A 23,542-nucleotide genomic window follows, 5' to 3' on the forward strand; every position below is an offset into this window, starting at 1 on the left:
GCCCGGGATCAGAACCCGAAGTCCCCGCCGAAGTCGCCCCCGAAGTCGCCGAATCCGCCGGCGTCGCCGCCCCAGTCGCCGCCGGATGCGTCGGCCGACGCGTCGGTCGCCCCGGCGTCGGTCGCCCCGGCGTCGAACGAGGACGCATCGGGCAGGAACGCGTTGGCGATCGCCGAGCCGATCACGAAACCGGCGATGGTGCCGAGCATCGAGCTGCCGAACATGGCGCCGAACGACGGCCCGCCATTCGACCCGCGGTCGGAGAAGGCGCGCTCCATCGAACCCGGCTCGCGCAGCTCCGAGCGCGTGGCCGCACGGGCGAGGTCGGCGGGCTGGTCGCTCGTCGGTGCATCGCCCGCGGCGGCCTCGTCGCGGAGCCGCTGGTACACGAGTCGGCGCTGCTCGGGCGTCAGCTTCGCGAATGCCTCGTTGTGCGCCTCCTCCACGGCCTGGGGCGGCGCGGTGCGCAGGAGGTAGCGGTAGCGCTCGACCGCGAGCTCATCCTCCGACATGGGCTGTCGCCCCGGCGCGCGCGGCGGGGTGGATGCGGCGTACTGCGGCTCGTCGCGGCCGAGCAGTCGGTCGAGGAATCCCATGGTCGTCTCGCTTCCGTGCGGGGTCGATGGAAGAGCCACCCTAGGCAGGGCAGCCTTGAGCCGGCTGGGAGTCGCCCCTCAGCCGGCCACGAGTGGACTACTCGGCGGCGGCGCGCTCGAGGACGAGCTCGCGCACGCGCGCGGCATCCGCCTGGCCCCGCATGGCCTTCATGACCGCGCCGATGACGGCACCGGCCGCCTGCACCTTGCCGTCGCGGATCTTCGCGAGCACGTCGGGCTGGGCCGCGAGCGCCTCGTCGATCGCCGCGATGAGCGCACCGTCGTCGGAGACGACCGCGAGCCCGCGGGCGTCGACGACCTCCTGCGGCGAGCCCTCGCCCGCGATGACGCCCTCGAGCACCTGACGGGCCAGCCGGTCGGTCAGCGTGCCGGCCTCGACCAGCGCGGCGAGCTCGGCCACCTGTGCGGGGGTCGCGAGGCTCGCGGCGTCGGTGTCGGCCGCGTTGGCGAGGCGGGTCAGCTCGCCCGTCCACCACTTGCGGGCGGCCGCGGGCGTGGCGCCCGCGGCGATGGTCTCGGCCACCTCGTTCAGCAGGCCGCCGTTCGCGACATCCTGGAACTCGAGGTCGGTGAAGCCCCACTCCGCCTTCAACCGCCGACGGCGGGCGGCGGGCGGCTCGGGCAGCGCGGCGCGCAGCTCCTCGATCAGCTCGGCCGACGGCACGACCGGAAGCAGGTCGGGCTCGGGGAAATACCGGTAGTCGTCGGCGTCGGACTTCGGGCGGCCCGGGCTCGTGGTGCCGGTGTCCTCGTGCCAGTGGCGGGTCTCCTGCGTGATGGAGCCGCCCTTGGCGAGGATCGCCGCCTGGCGCTGGATCTCGTAGCGCACGGCGCGCTCGATCGAGCGGAACGAGTTCACGTTCTTCGTCTCGGTGCGGATGCCGAGCGCCTCCTGCCCGCGCGGGCGGAGCGAGACGTTGGCGTCGCAGCGGAGGTTGCCGCGCTCCATGCGCGCCTCCGAGATGCCGAGCGAGAGGGCGATGTCACGGATGGTGGACACGTAGGCCTTCGCCACCTCGGGGGCATCCGCCTCGGCACCGAAGATGGGCCGCGTCACGATCTCGACGAGCGGCACCCCGGCGCGGTTGTAGTCGACGAGCGAGTACTCGGCGCCCTGGATGCGACCGGTGGCGCCACCGATGTGGGTGAGCTTGCCGGCGTCCTCCTCCATGTGGGCGCGCTCGATGGGCACGCGGAACACACGGCCGTCGGAGATCTCGACCTCGACCTCGCCGTCGTGCGCGATCGGCTCGTCGTACTGCGAGATCTGGTAGTCCTTCGCGAGGTCGGGGTAGAAGTAGTTCTTCCGGGCGAAGCGGCTCGACCGGGCGATGTCGCAGCCGAGCGCGAGGCCCAGGCTGATCGACTTGCGCACCGCGTCGCCGTTCACGACCGGCAGCGACCCGGGCAGGCCCAGGCAGACCGGCGAGACGAGCGTGTTGGGCTCGGCGTCGTGGTACGCGGCGTTCGCCGGGTTGGGTGCCGGCGAGAACATCTTCGTGACGGTGTTCAGCTCGACGTGCACCTCGAGGCCGATGACCGGCTCGAACAGCTCGAGGGCCTTGTCGAAGTCCATCAGTTCTGCGCGGGCCATCAGACGGCACCCTCCTCGGCGGCGGTCATCTCATTGGGTGCGAGCGACGGCGCGCGGTCGAGCAGCGGACCGCCCCACTCCGCCTCGAGCAGGCGCTCGAGGGCACCGCCCACGCCGTACAGGCGTGCGTCCTGACGCGCGGGGGCGAGGAACTGGATGCCCACGGGCAGGCCGTCCTCGTCGGCGAGGCCCGACGGCAGCGAGATGCCGGGCACTCCTGCGAGGTTCGCCGGGATGGTCGCGACGTCGTTGAGGTACATCGCCAGCGGGTCGTCGAGCTTCTCGCCGAGCTTGAACGCGGTGGTCGGCGCGGTGGGCGACGCGAGCACGTCGACCGACGCGAACGCCTGGTCGAAGTCGCGCTGCACGAGCGTGCGCACCTTCTGGGCGCTGCCGTAGTAGGCGTCGTAGTAGCCGGCCGATAGCGCGTAGGTGCCGAGGATGATGCGGCGCTTGACCTCGGGGCCGAAGCCGGCCTCGCGGGTCGCGGCCATGACCTCCTCGACGGTGCCGCCGCCGGGCGGCGTGACCCGCAGGCCGAAGCGCACGGAGTCGAACTTCGCGAGGTTGCTGGAGGCCTCGGCGGGGAGGATCAGGTAGTACGCGGCGATCGCGTACTCGAAGTGCGGGGTGTTCACCTCGACGATCTCGGCGCCGTTGCGCTCGAGCAGTGCGAGCGCCTCGTGGAAGCGCGCGAGCACGCCGGGCTGGAAGCCCTTGCCGTCGAGCTCGCGGATGACGCCGACCTTCAGGCCCTGCACGTCGGCGTTGCGCACCGCGTCGGCCATCGACGGCCACGGGTCGGGGATCGACGTGGAGTCGTGCGGGTCGTACCCGCCGATCACGTCGTGCAGCAGCGCGGCGTCGAGCACCGTGCGCGTGACCGGGCCGACCTGGTCGAGCGAGGAGGCCAGCGCGATCGAGCCGTAGCGGCTCACGCCGCCGTAGGTGGGCTTCACGCCGACCGTGCCGGTCACGTGCGCGGGCTGGCGGATGGAGCCGCCGGTGTCGGAGCCCAGGGCGAGCGGCGCCTCGAACGCCGCGACGGCCGCGGCCGAGCCGCCGCCGGAGCCGCCGGGGATGCGCTCGAGGTCCCACGGGTTGTAGGTGGGCCCGTAGGCCGAGTGCTCGGTCGACGAGCCCATGGCGAACTCGTCCATGTTCGTCTTGCCGAGCGGCACCATGCCCGCCTCGCGCACGCGTGCCACGGGCGTCGCGTCGTACGGGGGCATCCAGCCCTCGAGGATGCGGGAGCCGGCGGTCGACGGCATGTCCTTGGTGACGAGCACGTCCTTGATCGCGATGGGCACGCCCGCGAGCGGCCCGAGGGGCTCGCCGGCGGCGCGCGCACGGTCGATGCGCTCGGCGTCGGCCAGCGCGGCATCCGTCGCCACGTACAGGAACGCGTGCACCGACGAATCGACCGCCTCGATGCGGTCGAGGTGGGCGCGGGTCGCCTCGACGGCGCTCACCTCGCCCGAGGAGAGGGCGTCGGCGAGGGCGGATGCCCCGAGCCGGGTCAGGTCCCGGCTCACTGCTCCTCCCCCAGGATCGCCGAGACCTTGAACCGCGAGCCGTCGTGCTCGGGCGCGCCCGCCACGGCCTCGGCCGGGGTCAGCGTCGCGCCGACGACGTCGTCGCGGAAGACGTTCTGCATCGGGATGGGGTGGCTGGTCGCCGGCACGTCGGGCGTCGCCACCTCGCTCACCTGCTCGACCGCGTGCATGATCTGGCCGAGCTCCTTCGTGAGGCTCGTCACCTCGTCGTCGGTGAGCGCGATGCGGGCGAGGTTCGCGAGGTGCGCGACCTGCTCCGCCGTGATGTCGGACATACTGCTCCGTCGTGTCGGGGAGGGGGATGCGTCAGCGATTCTATCGGGGCGCGGATCAGTCCGCCGGGGCCTGCTCCAGCGGCGGCAGCGCGTCGGGCCCGTCGGTGACCAGCACGGCGAACTGCGCGGCGTCGAGCACGCGCACGCCGAGCTCCTCGGCCTTGGCGAGCTTGGAGCCCGCGCCCGGGCCTGCGGCGACGAAGTCGGTCTTCTTCGACACGCTCGACGCGGCTTTGCCGCCGGCGGCGATGATGGCCTCCTTCGCGCCCTCGCGGCTGAACCCGTCGAGGGTGCCGGTCGCGACCACCGTGAGCCCCGCGAGCACGCCACCGGCCTCCGCGGCGGCCCCCGGCCCCGGATGCCCCGGGGTGGCGAACTGCACGCCCGCGGCCGTCCACCGGTCGACGATCTCGCGATGCCAGTCGACCTCGAACCAGTCGAGCAGCGAGTCGGCGATGGTCGGCCCGACGCCGTCGACCTCGGCCAGCTGCTCGCGCGATGACCCGCGGATCGCGTCGAGCGAGCCGAAGTGGTCGGTCAGCGCGCGCGCCGCCACCGGCCCCACGTGGCGGATGTTCAGCGACACGAGCAGCCGCCAGAGCGGCTTCGTGCGCGCCCGGTCGAGCTCGTCGACGAGTCGGGTTGCCGCCTCGGAGGGCAGCAGTTCGCGGTGGTTCTTGCGGATGCCCGCGGCCCGGCGCTCCGCGGGGGTCAGGTCCTCCGTGCCCGGCGGGTACGTCGCCGCGCTCCATTTCTGGAACGGTGCCCGACGCACGGGCTCGCCGGTCGACTCGTCGAGCCTCGGCTCGCCGGTCTCGGCGTCGCGCACGATCACCTCGATGGGCACGAGCTCATCGACGGTGAGGTCGAACAGCCTGGCCTCGGTGACGAGCGGCGGCACCTCGGGCACCTCGGGCTGCGTGAGCGCGGCCGCGGTGACCTCGCCGAGCGCCTCGATGTCGAGCGCACCGCGCGAACCGATGTGCTCGACGCGGCCGCGCACCTGCGCCGGGCAGGCGCGCGCGTTGGGGCAGCGGAGGTCGATGTCGCCCTCCTTCATCGCCCGCAGCGTGGTGTCGCACTCGGGGCAGGCCTCGGGCATCTGCCACTCGACCTCGGTGCCGTCGCGCAGCTGCTCGACCGCGCCCAGGATCTCGGGGATCACGTCGCCGGCCTTCCGAAGCACCACGGTGTCGCCGATCAGCACGCCCTTGGCCTTCACGACGTCCTGGTTGTGCAGCGTCGCCTGCCGCACGGTCGAACCCGCGACCTTCACGGGCGCCATGACCGCGTACGGCGTGGCGCGTCCGGTGCGGCCGACGCCGACGACGATGTCGAGCAGCTTCGTGTGCACCTCCTCGGGCGGGTACTTGTACGCGATGGCCCAGCGCGGGGCGCGGCTCGTCGCGCCCAGCTCGGCGTGCAGCGCCAGGTCGTCGACCTTCACGACGATGCCGTCGATCTCGTGCTCGACGTCGTGCCGGTGCTCGCCCCAGTGCTCGATGAACCCGGCCACGCCGTCGATCGCGTCGAACACGCGCGCGTACGGCGACACCGGAAGCCCCCACGACGCCAGCAGGTCGTAGATCTCGGATTGCGCGGCCACCGGCGGCTCGCTCCAGGCCCCGATGCCGTGCAGGTACAGCGCCAGGCGGCCGAGCCGGTCGCGCATCAGCTCGCGCTCGAATGCGTTCTTGTTCTCACGGCGCTGGCGGAGGCTGCCGGCCGCCGTGTTGCGGGCGTTGGCGAATTCGGCGAATCGGGTGGGGATGCTCTCGGCCGGCCGCCCCTTCGCGAGCTCGGCCGCCTCGTACTCGGCCTGCAGCTCACGCTGGCGGGCGTTCAGCGCCTCGAAGTCGGCCGTGCTGAGGAACACCTCGCCGCGCACCTCGAAGAACGCCGGGAACCCGCTGCCGCTGAGCCGCCTGGGGATCGCGGGGATGAGCTCGACGTTCTCGGTGATGTCCTCGCCGACCCTGCCGTCGCCGCGAGTCGTCGCGGTCTCGAGCACGCCGTCGCGGTAGGCGAGGCTGATCGCGAGCCCGTCGATCTTCAGCTCGGTCAGCCAGCGCACCGCGGTGCCCGCGGCCGCCTCGGCCTTCCCCGCCCACTCGCGGAACTCCTCGACCGAGAACACGTTGTCGAGGCTGAGCATGCGCTCGGCGTGCTCGTGCTCGGGGAACCCGGCTGCGACGACCGCGGCACCCACCTGCTGCGTCGGGCTGTCCTGCCCGGCGAGCTCGGGAAACGCCCGCTCGAGCGCCTCCAGGCGGTGGTACGACTCGTCGTACGCGGCATCCGACAGCGGGGAGTCGCCGTCGGCGTAGTACGCCCGCCGAGCGGCGTCGATGCGCTCCGACAGACGCTCGGCCTCGGCCCGCGCCGCCTCGAAGTCCATCGCCTCGATGTCACCGGGAACACTGCTCGATGCCGTCTCGCTCACGTGGCAATCCTAGGGAAGGCGGCCGACACCGCGACCCCGCGCGTGCGGCCGCCGCGAGCCGACGCGAGCCGGCGTCGCGGTCGGATCGGCAGCGCCTACACGCCGACCGGCACGGCGCTCACCGTGCGGTCGATGGTGCACTGGCCGAGCACGCGCGTGCCGACGTAGACGACCGCGGTCTGTCCGGGCGCGACGCCGTCGAGCGGCGAGTCGGGCGTGATCACGAGCTCGATGACGGATGCCGCTGAGTCGGCCGATGCCGTCGCGTCCGACGCGTCGTCCGAGGCATCCGTCGCCCGCAGCGCGACCCGGGCGATGGCCGGCACCGGGTCGGCGTGCGCACGGATCTGCACCTCGCAGGTGAACGTCTCGGTCGGGTCGGCGGGCGGTTGGCCCGCCCAGGTGAAGCGGGAGCCGGCGATCTCGGCGATCGCGAGCGCCTCGCGGGGGCCGACGACGACCGTGCGCTCCTTGGGGCGCACGTCGAGCACGAAGCGCGGCTTGCCGTCGGGCGCGGGCGTGCCGAGGCGGAGGCCCCGGCGCTGCCCCACGGTGAACGCGTGCGCGCCGTCGTGGCTGCCGACCACGGCGCCGGTGCGGTCGACGATGTCGCCGGGCGCCGTGCCGACCCGCTCGGCGAGCCACGCGCTGGTGTCGCCGTCGGGGATGAAGCAGATGTCGTACGAGTCGGGCTTCTGCGCCACCGCGAGACCGCGGCGGGCGGCCTCGGCGCGTACGAGGTCCTTCGAGGGGGTGTCGCCGAGCGGGAACATCGCGTGCGCGAGCTGGTCGGCCGTCAGCACGCCGAGCACGTAGGACTGGTCCTTCGCCTCGGCGCTCGCGCGGTGGAGCTCGCGGTGCCCCGCGGCATCCGTCTCGATGGTGGCGTAGTGGCCCGTGCAGACCGCGTCGAAGCCGAGCGCCAGCGCCTTCTCGAGCAGCGCGGCGAACTTGATGCGCTCGTTGCAGCGCATGCACGGGTTCGGCGTGCGGCCGGCGGCGTACTCGGCGATGAAGTCGTCGACGACGTCGTCCTTGAAGCGCTCGGAGAAGTCCCAGACGTAGAACGGGATGCCGAGGAGGTCGGCCGCGCGGCGGGCGTCCATCGAGTCCTCGATGGTGCAGCAGCCGCGGCTGCCGGTGCGCAGGGTTCCGGGCATGCGGCTCAGCGCGAGGTGCACGCCCACCACCTCGTGGCCGGCCTCCACCGCGCGCGCCGCAGCGACGGCGCTGTCGACGCCGCCCGACATCGCCGCGAGAACCTTCATGCGCCCCAGTGTACGAGCGGCCCCTGAACGGCCGCCCGACGAGCGCCCGGCGCGCGCGTCAGGCGCGGGGTCGGCCGGCCTCGAGCGACTCGACCCGGCGCTGCAGCGCCTCGACGTCGGCGGCGAGCTGTCGCTGGCGCTCGTCCGCCTCACGACCCGAGGCGCGGTTCTTGGAGACGATGCCGATGCTCGCGTAGGTGAAGACCGCGATGATCGCCACGATCGCGATCCAGGCGAACCAGGGGATGTCCATGATGGTGCTCCCTTCGTGGGGTTCCTCCCGCCGAACGTAGTGCGCCCGCCGAAGCGCACGCAACCAGGTCAGCGGTCGAAGGAGGTGGCGCGCGCGGCGAGGCCGGCGCGGGCGGCCGCCTCGTGGGCGGCGGGCAGCGCGGCGAGGAACGCGTCGACGTCGGCGTCGGTCGTGGTGCGGCCGAGCGTGACGCGCAGCGCCCCGCGCGAGTCGGCCTCGCTGCGCCCCACCGCCCGCAGCACGTGCGAGGGCTCGGCGACGCCCGCCTGGCAGGCCGATCCGGTCGAGACGGCGACGCCCGCCATGTCGAGCAGGAACAGCAGCGAGTCGCCCTCGCAGCCAGGGAAGGCGAAGTGCGCGTTGCCGGGCAGCCGGTCGACCGGGTCGCCGCTCGGCACCGCGTCGGGCACGGCCTCGCGCACGCCCGCCACGAGGCGGTCGCGCAGCGCCGACACGCGAGCGGCTTCGGCGTCGAGGGAGTCGGCGGCGATGGATGCCGCTGCGGCGAACGACACCGCGGCCGCCACGTCCTGCGTGCCCGAGCGGATGCGCCGCTGCTGTCCGCCGCCGTGCAGCAGCGGCTCGACCCGCGCCGACCGCGCCAGCACGAGCGCGCCCGCCCCCACCGGACCGCCGATCTTGTGCGCCGACACGCTCAGCGCGACGAGTCCCGCCTCGCTCGACCCGCTCGCCGCACGCGTCGCCGCGAACCGCACCGGCACGTGCCCGTAGGCGGCGATCGCGTCGACGTGCAGCGGCACCCCGGCGCCCGCGGCGAGCGCCGCGACCTCGGCCACCGGCTGGAGCGTGCCGACCTCGTTGTTGGCCCACAGCATCGTGGCGAGGGCGATCGTCTCGGGCGAGCGCGCGAGCGCGCGGGCGAACGCATCGACGTCGACCCGGCCGAGCGCGTCGAGCGGGATCTCCTCGACCACGGCGCCCTCGTGCGCCTCGAGCCACTCGACCGTGTCGATCGTGGCGTGGTGCTCCCCCGCCGGCATCAGCACGCGCGGGCGCGCAGGGCCGGGGCCGACCGGCTCAGGGGCATCCGACTGCCTGGCCCACCACAGGCCCTTGATCGCGAGGTTCACGGCCTCGGTGCCGCCGCCCGTGAGCACGACCTCGATGGGGTCGCAGTCGAGCGTCGCGGCGATGGTCTCGCGCGCACCCTCGAGCAGGCGCTTCGCCTCCTGCCCGGCGGCGTGGATGGACGAGGGGTTGCCCACGCGCCCGAGCGCGTCGGTCAGCGCGGCGATCGCCTCGGGCAGCATCGGGGTCGTCGCGGCATGGTCGAGGTAGACGGTCATGACGCCCACCTCCCCTGCGGCTCGGGTGCGCCGGGGCACCCGGTCTCGCGAACTACTGTAGATCGCATGACGTCGGGCGATGCGCTGCACGACCTCGGCGTTCGCGCGACCGCCGAGGGCGGACGCCTGCGCGTCTGGTCGCACTCGGCCACCTCGATGCGGTGCGAGGTCTACGACGCGGCGGATGCCGCGTGGTCGATCGCGTCCATCGAGATGACGCGCGACGCGCACGACGTGTGGACCGCCGAGTCGCCCGAGCTGCGGACCGGTCGGCTGTACGCGCTGCGCGTCGACGGCCCGACGGGCCCCAACCACGCCTTCGACCGTCGACGGCGCCTGCTCGACCCGTACGCCCGCGGCCTGGTGCGCGTGCCCGGCGACGGCTGGCGCTCGGCGATCGTCGACGGCGGCTTCGACTGGGGCTCGTCGTCGAAGCCCCGCATCCCCATGGACCGCACCGTGCTCTACGAGACGCACGTGCGCGGCTTCAGCCGGCGCAACCCCGACGTGCCGCCCGAGCTGCGCGGCACCTACGCGGGCCTCGCGCACGAGTCGTCGATCGCCTACCTGCGCGACCTGGGGGTCACGACCGTCGAGCTGCTGCCCGTGCACGCGTTCGTGCCCGAGCAGCGGCTGCTCGCCCAGGGCCTCACGAACTACTGGGGGTACAACACGCTCGGCTTCTTCGCCCCGCACGCGGCCTACGCGAGCCCGGCGGCGCAGGCGGCCGGCCCCGACGCGGTGCTCCGCGAATGCAAGGGCATGGTGAAGCTGCTGCACGAGGCGGGGCTCGAGGTCGTGCTCGACGTCGTCTACAACCACACGGCCGAGGAGGGCCCGAACGGCCCCGTGTACCACCTGCGCGGCATCGACAACGCGGGCTACTACCGGCAGGACGCGCACGGCGCGTACGTCGACAGCACCGGATGCGGCAACACCGTGTACTACGGCGGACGGGCGCCGGTGCGCATGGCGCTCGACTCGATGCGGTACTGGGCCGACGAGGTGGGCGTGGACGGGTTCCGGCTCGACCTGGCCACGTCGCTCGGCCGCGGCGACCACGGCGGGTACTCCCCGACCACCCGCTGCTGCGCGGCATGCTCGACGACCCGGTGATCGGCGCGTCGAAGCTCATCGCCGAGCCGTGGGACGTGGGCTGGGGCGGATGGCAGACCGGCAACTTCCCCGCGGGCTTCAGCGAGTGGAACGACGGCTACCGCGACCGCATCCGCGACTTCTGGCTCGGCGACCTGCGCCGGCAGCGGCGGCGCGAGCAGGTCTCGGGCATCGGTCCGCTCGCGACGAGCGTCGCCGGCTCGGCGCAGACCTTCGCGGCGGATCGCGGCCCGCTCGCGAGCCTCAACTTCGTCACGGCGCACGACGGCTTCACGCTCGCCGACCTGACCGCCTACGACGTCAAGCACAACCTCGGCAACGGCGAGGACAACCGCGACGGGTCGAACGACAACCGCTCGTTCAACCACGGCGTCGAGGGGCCGACCGACGACGAGGCGGTGCTCGCCGACCGACGTCGCAGCATGCGCAACCTGCTCGGCACGCTGCTGCTGTCGGCGGGCGTGCCGATGCTCACGGCCGGCGACGAGTGGGGGCGCTCGCAGCGCGGCAACAACAACGCGTACTGCCAGGACGGCGAACTGACCTGGTTCGACTGGGAGCGTGAGCCGTGGGAGGACGACCTGCTGCGGGTCGCGCGCCACCTCATCCGGCTGCGACGCGAGAATCCGGCGCTGCGGCCGGTACGGTACGGCCGCCCGGGCGAGACCACGCCGAGCGCGACCCAGATGGACTGGTACAACGTGCACGGCGAGCCGATGTCGGCCCACGACTGGGAGGATCCGAAGCGGCGCACCCTGCAGTACCTGGCGGCGTCGACCCCCGAGACCGAGCCGTTCAACCGCGTGCTGCTCGTGCTGCACGGTCGCGATCGCGGGACCCGCGTCACCCTGCCCGCGCACGAGGGCGTCGAGGGCTACACGCGGCTCTGGGACTCGAGCCGCGACACGCCGTCGCGCCAGGTCAGCGAGCGTCGGCCGGGCGACCCGGTGCGGGTGCGGCCCGCGTCGATCCAGGTCTTCCGGGCGCACTGAGGGGGTCGGCACGATGGCGAAGCGAGCGGATGCCACGGGGCGCGGCGGCACGCCCGCGACCGTGGCGCTCGACGCGGCCGGCGTCGCCTACGAACTGCGCCCGTACGCCCACGACCCGCGCGCACAGGCCTACGGCCTCGAGGCCGCCGAGGCGCTCGGCGTCGAGCCCGAGCGGGTCTTCAAGACGCTGCTCGCCGACGTCGACGGCGAGCTGGTCGTCGGCATCGTGCCCGTGTCGGGACAGCTCGACCTGAAGGCGCTCGCGGCCGCGACCGGCGGCAAGAAGGCGCGCATGGCCGACCCGGCGGTCGCCGAGCGACGCACCGGCTACGTGGTCGGCGGTATCAGCCCGATCGGGCAGCGTACGCCCGCCCCGACGGTGCTCGACGAGAGCGCCATCCTGTTCGAGGCCATCCTCGTCTCGGGCGGCCGCCGCGGCCTCGACCTGGAGCTCGCGCCCGACGACCTGCTCGCCGTGACCGGCGGGCGCTACGCGGCGATCGCGCGCGACTGACCGGGCGCCCTACGGCAGCGCGACGAGCCCCATCTCGGCGGCGCTGAACAGCAGCGGATGCTTCGGCACGACGCGCACCGTGTACCCGAAGTTGCCCGCGCGCTCGAGCGCGACGGCGCCGGTGTACACGCGCGCGCCGCCCCGTCGCTCGACGGATCCGGGTCGAGTTCGCACGTGCGCAGGTCGGACAGGTCGTCGCCGTCGCGCACGCGGCCGTAGACCACCTGCACCGCGACGTCCTCGTCGGAGAGCCCGTCGAGGTCGACGTGCGCGCGCAACCGCAGCTCCTCGCCCACGTGCGGCACCGACGCGAGGCCGCCCGACTCGACGTGCCGCACGCGCACCGACGGCCACGCGGCGCGCACGCGCGCCTTCCACGCCGCCAGCTCGCGGGCCGGGCGATGGTCGTCGGCGTTCGCCGTCGCGGCGAGCTCGGCCGCGGGCCGGTACAGGCGCTGCACGTACTCGCGCACCATGCGGTCGGCCGACAGCTCGGGCGACAGGGTGGCCAGCGTGTGCCGCATCATGTCGACCCACGCGGTCGGCACGCCGTCGGCGTCGCGGTCGTAGAACCGGGGCGCGATGCGGTGCTCGATGAGGTCGTAGAGGGCGGATGCCTCGAGCCGGTCGCGCTCCGCGGCATCCCCCGCGGCGTCGGCCGACGGGATCGCCCAGCCGTTCTCGTCGTCGGCGTACTCGGCCCACCAGCCGTCGAGGATGGAGCAGTTGAGCGCGCCGTTCAGGGCGGCCTTCATGCCCGACGTGCCGCACGCCTCGAGCGGGCGCAGCGGGTTGTTCAGCCACACGTCGCAGCCCGGGTAGAGCGTGCGGGCCATGCCGATGTCGTAGTCCGGCAGGAACACGATGCGCTGGCGCACCGCCGGGTCGGACGCGAAGCGCACGAGCTGCTGGATGAGCTGCTTGCCCTCGTCGTCGGCCGGGTGCGACTTGCCCGCGACGACGATCTGCACCGGCCGCTCGGGGTGGGTGAGGATGGCGGCGAGCCGCTCCGGGTCCTGCAGCATGAGCGTCAGGCGCTTGTACGTGGGCACCCGGCGGGCGAACCCGATCGTGAGCACGTGCGGGTCGAGCACGCCCGACGTCCACGGCGGCGACACCGCGCCCGGGTGGCTCGCCGACCACGCCTCCGACACGCGGCGGCGGGCGTCGACCATGAGCTGCTCGCGCATGGCCTGCTTGACCTCCCACAGCTCGGCGTCGGAGACCACGTCGGACGCCCAGTCGACCGCGGTCGTGTCCGGCGAGCCGAACCGCGCCTCGGCGAGCGACTTCAGCAGCGGATCGGTCCAGGTCGGCGCGTGCACCCCGTTCGTGACCGAGTCGATCGGCACCTCGCTCGGGTCGAAGCCCGCCCACAGCTCGGAGAACATGCGCCGGCTGACCTCGCCGTGCAGCTTCGACACGCCGTTCGCGCGCTGGCCGAGCCGGAGGCCCATGATCGCCATGTTGAAGGCGTGCGAGCCGGGGTCGGCCTCGGTGCCGAGTGCGAGCACGTCGGCCGACCGCACGCCGGGCAGCAGCTCGGGCGTGAGGTAGCGCTCGACGAGCCCGCGGTCGAACCGGTCGATTCCCGCGGGCACCGGGGTGTGGGTCGTGAACACGGTGCCGGCGCGCACGGCCTGCAGCGCCTCCTGGAACGAGAGCCCCTCGCCGATCAGGTCGGAGATGCGCTCGAGGCCGAGGAAGCCGGCGTGGCCCTCGTTGGTGTGGAACACGTCGGCGGCGGCGTGCCCGCCGAGCTCCTCCCAGCTGCGCAGCGCGCGCACGCCGCCGATGCCGAGCAGCAGTTCCTGCAGCAGGCGGTGCTCGCCGCCGCCGCCGTACAGGCGGTCGGTGACGCCGCGGAGGTCGTCGTCGTTCGCGGGGATGTCGGTGTCGAGCAGCAGCAGCGTGACCCGGCCCACCGCGGCCTGCCAGACCCGGGCGTGCAGCGCACGCCCGCCCGGCATTGCGAGGCTCACCTGCTCGGGCGTGCCGTCGTGCCGGCGCAGCACGGTGAGCGGCAGCCCGTCCGGGTCGAGCACCGGGTAGCGCTCCTGCTGCCAGCCGTCGGGCGAGATCGACTGCGAGAAGTAGCCCGCGCGGTAGAACAGCCCCACGGCGGTCAGCGGAACGCCCAGGTCGCTCGCGCTCTTCAGGTGGTCGCCGGCGAGGATGCCGAGGCCGCCGGAGTACTGCGGCAGCGCCGCAGCGATGCCGAACTCGGGCGAGAAGTACGCGATCCGCGCCGGCGCCGGGCCCTCGAGGCCCTGGTACCACCGCGGCTCGCCGAGGTACGCGTGCAGGTCGGCGCGCAGCGACTCGGCCCACGCGACGAATCCGTCGTCGGCCGCGAGTTCCGCCAGACGTTCCGGCTCCACCTCGCCGAGGAGCGCGACCGGATCGTGCCCGGTCGCCGCCCACGCGTGCGGCGAGACGTGCTCGAACAGCCGGCGGGTCGGCAGGTGCCAGGACCAGCGCAGGTTCGCGGCGAGCTCCTCCAGCGCCGACAGGCGCTCCGGAACCACGGGACGGACGGTGAATCGACGGATCGCTCGCACGGCATCAGCGTACGTGTGCAACATGTCGGACGCGTGAACGCAATCCCCCGACATGGTCGTGTCGACGCGATACGGTCGGAGCGTGACCTCCCCCACGACGACGGTCGGCCGGATCCCGGTGGGCCGCCTCACTCCCGCATCACTCGAGCCGGAACTGCGCCCGAAGGCGTTCGACGGCGAGGTGGTGCCGTTCCGGGCCACCGTCTTCCGCGAGGGGCACGACGCCGTCGGCGCCATGCTGCACCTCACCTCGCCCTCCGGCGCGTCGAGCGAGCATCGGATGCACCTGATGGGACCGGGCCTCGACCGCTGGGAGGCGCTCGCGCTGGTCGACGAGGTCGGCGAGTGGCGCTGGAGCGTGACCGGGTTCGGCGACGAGTTCGAGACGTGGGTGCACGATGCGGGCATCAAGGTCCCCGCGGGCATCGACGTCGAGCTCATGTTCGAGATCGGCGCACGGATGCTGCAGAAGGCGTCGCTGCAGATGAAGCGCCCGCAGCGCGCGAGGCGCCGGCTCGCGGCATCCGCCCGACTGCTCCGCAACCGCGCGAAGCCCGTGGACGAGCGCGCCGCCGTGATCGACGACGCGGCGCTGCACGCCGAGTTCCACCTGCGCCCGTTCGCGACGCTCACGACGACGTCGCCCGAGCACGTGATCCGGGTCGAGCGGCGCGCCGCCGGCGTGGGTTCCTGGTACGAGTTCTTCCCGCGCTCGGAGGGCGCGCACCGGTACAAGAACGGGCGTTGGCGGAGCGGCAACTTCCGCACCGCCCAGCAGCGACTGGCCGAGGTCGCCGCGATGGGCTTCGACGTGGTCTACCTGCCGCCGATCCACCCGATCGGCCGCGCGTTCCGCAAGGGCCCGAACAACACCCTCGACGCCGGCCCCGACGACCCCGGCTCGCCGTGGGCCATCGGCTCGCCCGAGGGCGGGCACGACGCGATCCACCCCGACCTCGGACGGCTGCGCGACTTCCGCGCGTTCGTGCGGCGGGCGAACGAGCTCGGCCTCGAGATCGCCATGGACTTCGCGCTGCAGGCCTCGCCCGACCACCCGTGGGTCACCGAGCACCCGGAGTGGTTCACGACGCTGCCGGACGGCACGATCGCGTACGCGGAGAACCCGCCGAAGAAGTACCAGGACATCTACCCGATCAACTTCGACAACGATCCGGAGGGCATCCGGCAGGAGGCGCTGCGGGTGCTGCGGCACTGGATCGCGCAGGGCGTGCGCATCTTCCGCGTCGACAACCCGCACACCAAGCCGCTCGCGTTCTGGCAGTGGATCATCGGCGAGGTGAACGCCGAGCACCCCGACGTCGTGTTCCTCGCCGAGGCGTTCACCCGCCCGGCGATGATGCGCTCGCTCGCGGCGGTCGGCTTCCAGCAGTCGTACTCGTACTTCACCTGGCGCAACACCAAGGAGGAGCTCGAGGAGTTCCTCACGAGCGTCTCACAGGAGACGGCCGACTACATGCGCCCGAACCTGTTCGTCAACACGCCCGACATCCTCACCGAGTACCTCCAGTTCGGCGGCCCGGCAGCGTTCACCGTGCGTGCCTCGATCGCGGCCACCGCCGGCCCGCTGTGGGGCGTGTACTCGGGCTTCGAGCTGTTCGAGTCGGTCGCGCGCCCCGGCGCCGAGGAGGCCATCGACAACGAGAAGTACGAGTACAAGCCGCGCGACTTCGCACGCGCCGAGGCGGAGGGGCGCTCGCTCGGGCTCTACCTCGGCATCCTGAACCGCATACGCGCGCAGCATCCGGCCCTCGGGCAGCTTCGGAACATCCGCTTCCACGCCACCGACGACCCCGCCATCCTCGCGTACAGCAAGCACCTCGACGGCGCGTTCACGGCGTCCGGCGAGCCCGACACGATCGTCGTCATCGCCAACGTCGACCCGCACTCCGTGCGGGAGACGACGGTGCACCTCGACGTCACCGCCTTCGGGCTGCCCGAGGGCACCCGCTACCGGGTCGACGAGCTCGTGAGCGGCGAGAGCTGGGAGTGGGGGCGTCGAACTACGTGCGACTCGACGCCTTCACCATGCCGGTGCACATCCTGCACGTGAGAGGGGCGATCGATGCCTGACACCAACCCGCAGCCGGCGATGCCCGCGCGCCCCGCCGACCACATCCTCGCCGCGGTCGGCGAGGGCCGGTACCACGACCCGCACGGCGTGCTCGGCCAGCACCCGATCGAGCGGCCGGGCGAGCCCGCGCGCACGGTGATCCGCGCCCGCCGACCGCTCGCCCGGGACGTCGACGCCGTGCTCGAGGACGGCCGGCTGCCGCTCGAGCACCTCGGCTGGGGCATCTGGCAGGGCGTCGGCGACTTCTCGCCGCAGGACTACCGCATCGAGGCGCGCTACGAGGACGGCGCGGAGTGGACCGCCGACGACCCGTACCGGTTCGCCCCGTCGATCGGCGAGCTCGACCTGCACCTCATCGGCGAGGGCCGCCACGAGGAGCTGTGGCGCGTGCTCGGCGCGCACCACCGCGACCACTGGGGCATCGGCTCCCCCGTCTCGGGCACGTCGTTCTCGGTCTGGGCGCCGCACGCCCAGGCGGTGCGCGTGCAGGGCAGCTTCAACGACTGGGACGGCTCCGCGCACGCCATGCGCAACATGGGCGGCAACGGGGTGTGGGAGCTGTTCGTGCCCGACGTCGCCCCCGGCGCGCTGTACAAGTTCGAGATCCGCACCCGGTCGGGCGACTGGGTCACCCACGCCGACCCGATGGCCCGCGCCGCGGAGGCTCCGCCGTCGACCGCGTCCGCGGTGACCGCCACCTCGTACGAGTGGGGCGACCACGAGTGGATGGACCGCCGCCGCGCCCACGACCCGCACGACGGCCCGATGAGCGTCTACGAGGTGCACCTCGGCTCGTGGCGCAAGGGCCTCGGGTACCGCGACGCCGCGGACGAGCTCATCGGCTACGTGACCGAGCTCGGCTACACCCACGTGGAGTTCCTGCCCCTGGCGGAGCATCCGTTCGGCGGCTCCTGGGGCTACCAGGTCACCGGTTACTTCGCACCGACCGCCCGCTTCGGGTTCCCCGACGACCTGCGGTACCTCATCGACCGCCTGCACCGGGCGGGCATCGGCGTGATCATGGACTGGGTGCCCGGCCACTTCCCGAAGGACGGCTGGGCGCTCGCCCGGTTCGACGGCGAGCCGCTCTACGAGCACCCCGACCCGCGGCGCGGCGAGCACAAGGACTGGGGCACGCTGATCTTCGACTACGGCAACCCCCGGGTGAAGAACTTCCTCGTCGCGAACGCGCTGTACTGGCTGGAGGAGTTCCACGTCGACGGCCTGCGCGTCGACGCCGTGGCATCCATGCTCTACCTCGACTACTCGCGCGAGGAGGGCGAGTGGGCGCCGAACATCCACGGCGGGCGCGAGAACCTCGAGGCGATCTCGTTCCTCCAGGAGGTCACCGCGACGTCGTACAAGCGCAACCCCGGTACGGTCATCATCGCCGAGGAGTCGACGAACTGGCCGGGCGTCACGCGCCCCACCTCGGGCGGCGGGCTCGGGTTCGGCTTCAAGTGGAACATGGGGTGGATGCACGACACGCTCGGCTACATCGGCGAGAATCCGATGTACCGGTCGTACCACCACGACGAGATCACCTTCTCGTTCATGTACGCGTTCAGCGAGAACTTCATGCTGCCGATCAGCCACGACGAGGTCGTGCACGGCAAGGGGTCGCTGCTGAACAAGATGCCGGGCGACCACTGGCAGCAGCTCGCGAACCTGCGCGCGTACCTCGCGTACATGTGGGCGCACCCCGGCAAGCAGTTGCTCTTCATGGGGCAGGAGTTCGGGCAGCTCTCCGAGTGGAGCGAGGAGCGCAGCCTCGACTGGTGGATGCTCGACCAGCCGAGCCACCGTGCGCTGTTCGACCTCGTTGGCCGCCTCAATCGCATCTACCGCGAGTCGCCCGAGCTCTGGGAGCTCGACAACGACTCCGCGGGCTTCGAGTGGGTCGACGGCGGCTCGGCAGAGACCAACGTGGTCGCGTTCCTGCGCTACGACCGCGAGCGACGGCCGCTGCTGTGCGTGGCGAACTTCGCCGGGGTTCCGCACACGGGCCAGCGGTTCGGCCTGCCGTTCGCCGGGCGCTGGGTCGAGGTGCTGAACACGGATGCCTCGGAGTTCGGCGGATCCGGCGTCGGCAACCTCGGCGGGGCCGACGCGCAGGAGGTGCCGTTCCAGGGCCGCCCGGCGTCGATCGACCTCACGCTGCCGCCGCTCGGAGTGCTCTGGCTGCGGCCGGAGTGACGACGGCGCACGGCTCGCGGGTGCACTCGCCCGCAGCTCAGTAGCGCAGCCCAGGCGGCTCAGTAGAGCAGCGAGGCGAGACGGCGACGGGCCGCGCCCACGCGCGGGTCGTCGATGCCGACGACCTCGAACAGCTCGAGCAGGCGCGCGCGCACGGGGTCGCGATCGGCGGGAGCCAGCTTCGCGAAGAGGGTGAGCAGGCGGTCGAAGGCGTCGTCGACGTGGCCGCCCGAGCAGTCGAGGTCGGCGACCGCGAGCTGCGCGTCGACGTCGTCGGGGGCGGATGCCGCGGCCTGGCGGATCTCGTCGATGCCGCGCCCCTGCAGGCGGGCCAGCAGGCTGACCTGCGCGAGCCCGGCCTTCGCCTCGGCGTCGGACGGCTGCTTCGCGAGCGCCGTGCGGTACGCGGCCGCGGCGGCCTCGTAGTCACCGCGCTCGATCGCGTCGTACGCCTCCTGCACGTGCTCGGGCAGCGGCTCCTCGACCGGCTCCTCCGCCTCGGCGGGCGCGTCGCCCATGTCGACCCGGCCGTTCACGCCGTGCTGCGAGGCGAGCTGCAGCAGCTGCTCGAACACCTCGCGCACGACCTGCTCGGGCTGTGCACCGGTGAACAGCGGCACCGGCTGGCCGGCGACGACCGCCGCGACCGTCGGGATCGACTGCGCCTGGAACGCCTGCGCGAGCTGCGGGTTGGCGTCGACGTCGACCTTCGCGAGCACGATACGACCGGCGTACTCGGCGACGAGCTGCTCGAGCACCGGGGTGAGCTGCTTGCACGGGGCGCACCACTCGGCCCAGAGGTCGACGACCACGGGCACGCGCTTGGAGAGCTCGACGACCTGGCCGAAGCTCTGGTCGGTCGCGTCGACCACGAGTGCGGAGGCGGGCACCGGCCCGCCCTCGCCCGCGGCAGGGCCGGACCCGTTCGCGGCGGGCGGCTGCGGTGCCGAACGGCGGGACGCCAGGGACGAGAGGTCCACGGCGCCGCGCATCGACGACGGGTCGGGCATGGGCGGGTTCGTCACTGGACCTCCGAGGCGTTGATCAGGCTCTCGGACCAGCCGAGCAGCGTGATGGTGCCGTCGGAACCGACACCGGGTACGTAGAACAGCAGCTGGAGCGAGACCTGGCGCTGCACGCCCTTCGCGCTCTTCTCGTCGAAGCCCGACAGGGCGGCGCCCGGCGAGCCCTCCTCGAAGCCGATGGTGCCGCCGTCGTTCGGCGTCACCTCCTCCTGCTGCTCGATCTCGACCGCGACGAGCGCGCCCGAGTCGTTGGTCGCGAGCGCCACCGTGGGCCCGTCGCCGACCTCGTTCGTGAAGTCGATGTCGGCGGTGTCGGGCAGGCTCCCGGCGATCTCCCGCTGGCCGGCCACGCCGAGCTGCTCCCGCAGCACGTCGCCCTCGAGCGTGAAGAGGTCGTTGTACTCGCTGTCGGAGCCCTTCAGCAGCACGTCGGCGTACGCGGTCGCGACCTCGCCGGGCGGCAGGAGCAGGCCCTTGAACTCGGGCGAGATGATCGGCGCGCCGATGCTCGCCGGTGCGACCGGCGGCACCTGCGCGTCGGGCGCCAGCGCCATCTCGTAGACGATGCGATAGTTCTCGCGCGGCTCGTCCTGCTCGAGCACGAGCGCGATCGGCGCCTCGGTCGGGTCGTCCTCGTTCTGGGTGACGACCATCACGGTGCGCGGCCAGAGGTTCGCCTGCTGCGGCAGGATGAGCGTGAGCGGCGACGCGCGGATCGCGGCGGGCGCGGCGTAGTCGTCGAGCGACGAGCGGATGGCGTAGTTCGCCTCGCGCGCGTCGAACGCGGGCCCGGTGAAGCGGTCTGAGAGCAGCGACTCGTCGCGCTCGGCGTCGGCGTCGCCCGCGAGCACGGCGATGCGGCGCATGATGCGCTCCATCTGCGGGACCGTGACGGCCGGCGGCGTCACCTCCTGCACGACCGGCTCCTCCTCGCCCTCGGCCGTGGGTGTCGGCTCCGCGGTGGGCGACGACGTGGCCATGGCCTCGAAGTCGGGCCAGTAGTCGGCCGAGCAGCCGGTGAGCGCGAACGCCGAGATCGCCACGACGGGCACGACCGCGATCCGCGAGCGGCCGATCGCGCGTCGACCCGAGCCGCGCCCGACCTGCTTGGCGCTGGGCTTCGGTGCGCTCGGGAGACGGCGGGGACCCTTCGGGACGTTTCGGCGCGGGCCGCGCGAACGGCGGTGGCGACGGATGCCGGTGAGGAGGAAGAACAGCCCGACCAGGAACAGCAGCGAGCCGCCCGCGATCAGCGGGCCGGCCCACGGGGTCGAGTTGTCGAGCGGCCACGAGATGCCGATGCGCGACGGTGCGCGCTCGGTGCCGTCCGCGGCCAGCAGCACGGTGATGCCCTCCGGGAGGTCGACGGTCGTGCGCAGCAGGTTCTCGGCGGCGAACTGGTCGAGCCACAGGTCGGAGCCGGACGGGTCTCCAGTGGCATCCGGGTTCTCCTCGGGCTCGTCGGAGTCCGCGTCCTCGTCCTCGCTCGCGGGCGCGTCGGGGTCGGTCTCGGGCGCGGGCGCCGCACCAGGGTCGGCGGCCGGCGTGACGAGCGACGAGGTGAGCACGCCCTCCTCCTCGTCGAAGCCGATGCTCGTGTACGAGGTGTCGCCGATCCAGGCGAGCACGTCGTTCGTGCGGCCGTACGCGAGGAACACCTGCGGCGAGCCGCTGACGGTGAACGACTGCTGGCCGGCGTGGGCGGCGAGCGCCTCGGGCTCGACGACCATGTAGTTCGACGGGTTCTCGACGGTGACGTCGAGCACGACGCTGTCGGGCTCGAGGAGCACCGTGCGCTGCGCGATGCCGGCGCCGATCATCAGCGCGGCGCCGATGAACGCAACCAGCGCGAGTACGAAGCGCAACGAGTCTCCTTCAGGTCGGGGAGTCGGTCGCCCGGGGATCCGGCACCGGTTCGGGCTCCGGTGCATCCGCCTGTCGCGAGCGACACAACGTTCCACGATATCGGCCGAGGCTGGGAGTTGGCCAACCGATGGCTGTGCACACGAGTGCCCTCCTGCCGAGGCGGCTCCCGTACAATCGGACGGGCCCGCCCCACCCCTGTTCGCGGGCCAGCCACCCCACCCCCGGAGGAGACATGGTCGAGGAGACCGAATTCACGCAGGTGTTCCGCGGATACGACAAGGACGAGGTCGACAAGGCACTCGTCGACCTGCGACGGGAGCTCCTCAACGCGAACACCCAGCTCGCCGAGCAGGGCAAGGAGGTCAAGCGCCTCGTCGCCCGCATCGACGACCTGAATGCCGAGCTCGAGGAGGTCGGCAACCCGACGTTCTCCGGCCTCGGCACGAAGCTCGAGAACACGCTGCGCGTGGCCGAGGAGCAGTCGACGCGCCTCATCGCGCAGGCCGACATCGACGCCGAGAAGCTGCGCCGCGCAGCCGACGACGAGGTGGCGCTGCTGCGCTCCGACGCCCAGGAGTTCGCAGAGCGCACCGTCTCCGAGGCGCGCGCCCAGGCGACGCGCACGCTCGAGAACGCACGCGCCGAGGCCGACGACATGGTCGCCCGCGCCCACGACCACAGCGAGCAGCTGCGGCAGGACGCCGCGCGCGACGCGGCCGCGATCCGTGGGGCGATCGCGACCGAGGCCGCCGAGCTGCGCACGACCGCCAAGCGCGAGTCCGACGCGATGCGCTCGGAGGCCGAGCGCGAGGCCGCGAAGGTCCTGCAGGAGGCGAACACCGAGGCCGAGGAGGCCCGCAGCACCGCCGAGGGCCTGGCCGAGGAGACCGAGCAGACCCGCGCCGAGGTGGCCATCGAGCTCGACCGCGCACGCGCGGAGCTCGGCAAGGAGACCGAGCAGGCCCGCCTCGACCTCGCCCGGGAGACCGAGCAGGCCCGCCTCGACCTCGAGCGCGAGGGCGCCGAGTCGCGCGCCGGCATCGAGGCGGAGGCCGCCGAGGGCCGCGTCGCCCTCGCGCACGAGATCGAGCAGGCGCGCGCCGACCTGCAGCGCGAGATCGACGCCGCACGCGAGGGCATCGAGCAGGAGCGCGAGCAGGTGAAGGTCGACCTCGAGCGCGAGGCCGAGACCGCCAAGCTCAAGCTCGAGCACGAGCTCGAGCGCGTGCGCGCCCGCCACGAGGCCGGACTCGACCAGGCCCGCGCCGACCTGGCGCTCGACCAGGACCAGGCCCGCGCCGACTTCGAGGCGGAGGCCGAGGGCGCCCGCATCGAGCTCGACAACCAGCTCGCCGCGATGCGCAAGAAGACCACGCACGAGGTCACCCGCATGCGCCGCGAGATCGAGCAGGCCCGCACCGACCTCGACGCCGAGCTCACCGCGAAGCGCGACGACGCCGAGCAGGAGCTGCTCACCGCGCACCGCCAGGCCGTGGCCGAGACGCAGAAGTTCCTCGACGACGCGAACGCCGAGCTCGCCGAGGCGATCGCCCGCACCGAGGAGAGCCGCGCCGAGAACGAGCGCCTCGAGGCGGAGCTGCGCTCCGACATCCTCAAGTCGCGCGAGCGCGCCGACGAGGAGGCCCGCGAGCGCATCGCCGCCGCCAACGAGCAGGCCCGCAAGATGATCGCCGAGGCCGACGAGCGCACGCGCGCCCTCGTGGCCGACGCCGAGGACCGCCTGTCGCAGATTAGGATCGAGCGTGACGCGGTCGCCGGCTACTTCGAGAGCCTCCGCGGCGTCTTGACCCAGGCAGAGCAGGTGGCCGCCAACTCCTCCAAGTAGGCGGCGGAGAGGCGGTCCGCG

Annotated in this window: 16 protein-coding genes and 1 pseudogene; 6 read left to right on the forward strand and 11 right to left on the reverse strand. The window is 72.9% G+C overall.

What is annotated here, in order from left to right; all coding sequences use genetic code 11:
• Positions 1-8: 8 nt before the first annotated feature.
• The 8 genes from QUE38_RS00620 to QUE38_RS00655 form a co-directional block, all read right to left on the reverse strand.
• On the reverse strand, positions 9-596 hold the full coding sequence (locus QUE38_RS00620; RefSeq protein ID WP_286309646.1) for a hypothetical protein: 588 nt from the start codon (positions 594-596) through the stop codon (positions 9-11).
• Between the two features lie 97 nt (positions 597-693).
• Positions 694-2,211, reverse strand: a complete 1,518-nt coding sequence (gene gatB, locus QUE38_RS00625) for an Asp-tRNA(Asn)/Glu-tRNA(Gln) amidotransferase subunit GatB (protein ID WP_286309647.1) — start codon at positions 2,209-2,211, stop codon at positions 694-696.
• Entirely contained in the window at positions 2,211-3,746 is a 1,536-nt protein-coding gene (gene gatA / locus QUE38_RS00630) for an Asp-tRNA(Asn)/Glu-tRNA(Gln) amidotransferase subunit GatA (protein ID WP_286309648.1), read from the reverse strand. Before gatA ends, gatB begins: the two co-directional genes overlap by 1 nt.
• Positions 3,743-4,042 carry an Asp-tRNA(Asn)/Glu-tRNA(Gln) amidotransferase subunit GatC gene (gene gatC / locus QUE38_RS00635; RefSeq protein ID WP_286309650.1) on the reverse strand — a complete coding sequence of 100 codons (300 nt, stop codon included), beginning with the start codon at positions 4,040-4,042 and terminating at the stop codon, positions 3,743-3,745. Before gatC ends, gatA begins: the two co-directional genes overlap by 4 nt.
• Positions 4,043-4,097: 55 nt before the next feature.
• Positions 4,098-6,440, reverse strand: a complete 2,343-nt coding sequence (gene ligA / locus QUE38_RS00640; protein WP_286311585.1) for an NAD-dependent DNA ligase LigA — start codon at positions 6,438-6,440, stop codon at positions 4,098-4,100.
• A 140-nt stretch (positions 6,441-6,580) separates the two neighbouring features.
• Complete coding sequence (gene mnmA / locus QUE38_RS00645) at positions 6,581-7,753, reverse strand: tRNA 2-thiouridine(34) synthase MnmA (RefSeq protein ID WP_286309652.1); 1,173 nt, start codon at positions 7,751-7,753, stop codon at positions 6,581-6,583.
• Positions 7,754-7,811: 58 nt separating this feature from the next.
• Positions 7,812-8,006, reverse strand: coding sequence for a hypothetical protein (locus QUE38_RS00650; RefSeq protein ID WP_286309653.1), 195 nt, complete (start codon positions 8,004-8,006; stop codon positions 7,812-7,814).
• A 68-nt stretch (positions 8,007-8,074) separates the two neighbouring features.
• Positions 8,075-9,313 carry a cysteine desulfurase family protein gene (locus QUE38_RS00655; protein WP_286309654.1) on the reverse strand — a complete coding sequence of 413 codons (1,239 nt, stop codon included), beginning with the start codon at positions 9,311-9,313 and terminating at the stop codon, positions 8,075-8,077.
• A gap of 66 nt (positions 9,314-9,379) precedes the next feature.
• On the opposite strand from QUE38_RS00655, the gene QUE38_RS00660 reads away from it, so the two are divergent.
• From QUE38_RS00660 to ybaK, 3 genes are read left to right on the forward strand one after another with little or no spacing between them, the layout of a single operon-like run.
• On the forward strand, positions 9,380-10,429 hold the full coding sequence (locus QUE38_RS00660; RefSeq protein WP_286309655.1) for an alpha-amylase family glycosyl hydrolase: 1,050 nt from the start codon (positions 9,380-9,382) through the stop codon (positions 10,427-10,429).
• Positions 10,411-11,421 carry an alpha-amylase family protein gene (locus tag QUE38_RS00665; RefSeq protein ID WP_286309656.1) on the forward strand — a complete coding sequence of 337 codons (1,011 nt, stop codon included), beginning with the start codon at positions 10,411-10,413 and terminating at the stop codon, positions 11,419-11,421. The genes QUE38_RS00660 and QUE38_RS00665 overlap by 19 nt, the downstream gene beginning before the upstream one ends.
• 13 nt (positions 11,422-11,434) lie before the next feature.
• Positions 11,435-11,935, forward strand: a complete 501-nt coding sequence (ybaK, locus tag QUE38_RS00670; protein WP_286309658.1) for a Cys-tRNA(Pro) deacylase — start codon at positions 11,435-11,437, stop codon at positions 11,933-11,935.
• On the opposite strand, the gene glgP is transcribed toward ybaK, so the two are convergent.
• Positions 11,911-14,463, reverse strand: coding sequence for an alpha-glucan family phosphorylase (gene glgP / locus QUE38_RS00675; RefSeq protein WP_350227498.1), 2,553 nt, complete (start codon positions 14,461-14,463; stop codon positions 11,911-11,913). The genes ybaK and glgP overlap by 25 nt on opposite strands.
• 85 nt (positions 14,464-14,548) lie before the next feature.
• Between glgP and QUE38_RS00680 the strand changes: the two are divergent.
• Together QUE38_RS00680 and glgB are read left to right on the forward strand one after the other, a co-directional pair.
• Positions 14,549-16,587 (forward strand): annotated as a pseudogene (locus QUE38_RS00680) (alpha-1,4-glucan--maltose-1-phosphate maltosyltransferase).
• Positions 16,580-18,784: a 1,4-alpha-glucan branching protein GlgB gene (glgB, locus tag QUE38_RS00685; protein WP_286309659.1), complete on the forward strand. Its 2,205-nt coding sequence runs from the start codon at positions 16,580-16,582 to the stop codon at positions 18,782-18,784. Before QUE38_RS00680 ends, glgB begins: the two are co-directional and overlap by 8 nt.
• Before the next feature lie 59 nt (positions 18,785-18,843).
• Here glgB and QUE38_RS00690 read toward each other — a convergent pair whose 3' ends face one another.
• Positions 18,844-19,794: a tetratricopeptide repeat protein gene (locus tag QUE38_RS00690; RefSeq protein ID WP_286311586.1), complete on the reverse strand. Its 951-nt coding sequence runs from the start codon at positions 19,792-19,794 to the stop codon at positions 18,844-18,846.
• Between the two features lie 11 nt (positions 19,795-19,805).
• Positions 19,806-21,674 (reverse strand): hypothetical protein, encoded by a 1,869-nt coding sequence (locus QUE38_RS00695; protein ID WP_286309660.1) that lies wholly within the window; start codon positions 21,672-21,674, stop codon positions 19,806-19,808.
• A gap of 233 nt (positions 21,675-21,907) precedes the next feature.
• Here QUE38_RS00695 and QUE38_RS00700 point away from each other — a divergent pair, with 233 nt between their 5' ends.
• Positions 21,908-23,521, forward strand: coding sequence for a DivIVA domain-containing protein (locus QUE38_RS00700; protein WP_286309661.1), 1,614 nt, complete (start codon positions 21,908-21,910; stop codon positions 23,519-23,521).
• The last annotated feature ends 21 nt before the right edge of the window (positions 23,522-23,542 follow it).

Origin of the sequence: Agromyces mangrovi (genome assembly GCF_030296695.1) — a bacterium.
In the GTDB taxonomy this organism is placed as follows: domain Bacteria; phylum Actinomycetota; class Actinomycetes; order Actinomycetales; family Microbacteriaceae; genus Agromyces; species Agromyces mangrovi.

Bases quoted from the DNA above. Each gene is read 5' to 3' on its own strand.
- QUE38_RS00620 (WP_286309646.1), bottom strand. From the start codon at position 596: ATGGGATTCCTCGACCGACTGCTCGGCCGCGACGAGCCGCAGTACGCC.
- gatB (WP_286309647.1), bottom strand. From the start codon at position 2,211: ATGGCCCGCGCAGAACTGATGGACTTCGACAAGGCCCTCGAGCTGTTC.
- gatC (WP_286309650.1), bottom strand. From the start codon at position 4,042: ATGTCCGACATCACGGCGGAGCAGGTCGCGCACCTCGCGAACCTCGCC.
- ligA (WP_286311585.1), bottom strand. From the start codon at position 6,440: ATGGACTTCGAGGCGGCGCGGGCCGAGGCCGAGCGTCTGTCGGAGCGC.
- mnmA (WP_286309652.1), bottom strand. From the start codon at position 7,753: ATGAAGGTTCTCGCGGCGATGTCGGGCGGCGTCGACAGCGCCGTCGCT.
- QUE38_RS00650 (WP_286309653.1), bottom strand. From the start codon at position 8,006: ATGGACATCCCCTGGTTCGCCTGGATCGCGATCGTGGCGATCATCGCG.
- QUE38_RS00655 (WP_286309654.1), bottom strand. From the start codon at position 9,313: ATGACCGTCTACCTCGACCATGCCGCGACGACCCCGATGCTGCCCGAG.
- QUE38_RS00660 (WP_286309655.1), top strand. From the start codon at position 9,380: ATGACGTCGGGCGATGCGCTGCACGACCTCGGCGTTCGCGCGACCGCC.
- QUE38_RS00665 (WP_286309656.1), top strand. From the start codon at position 10,411: ATGCTCGACGACCCGGTGATCGGCGCGTCGAAGCTCATCGCCGAGCCG.
- ybaK (WP_286309658.1), top strand. From the start codon at position 11,435: ATGGCGAAGCGAGCGGATGCCACGGGGCGCGGCGGCACGCCCGCGACC.
- glgB (WP_286309659.1), top strand. From the start codon at position 16,580: ATGCCTGACACCAACCCGCAGCCGGCGATGCCCGCGCGCCCCGCCGAC.
- QUE38_RS00690 (WP_286311586.1), bottom strand. From the start codon at position 19,794: ATGCCCGACCCGTCGTCGATGCGCGGCGCCGTGGACCTCTCGTCCCTG.
- QUE38_RS00700 (WP_286309661.1), top strand. From the start codon at position 21,908: ATGGTCGAGGAGACCGAATTCACGCAGGTGTTCCGCGGATACGACAAG.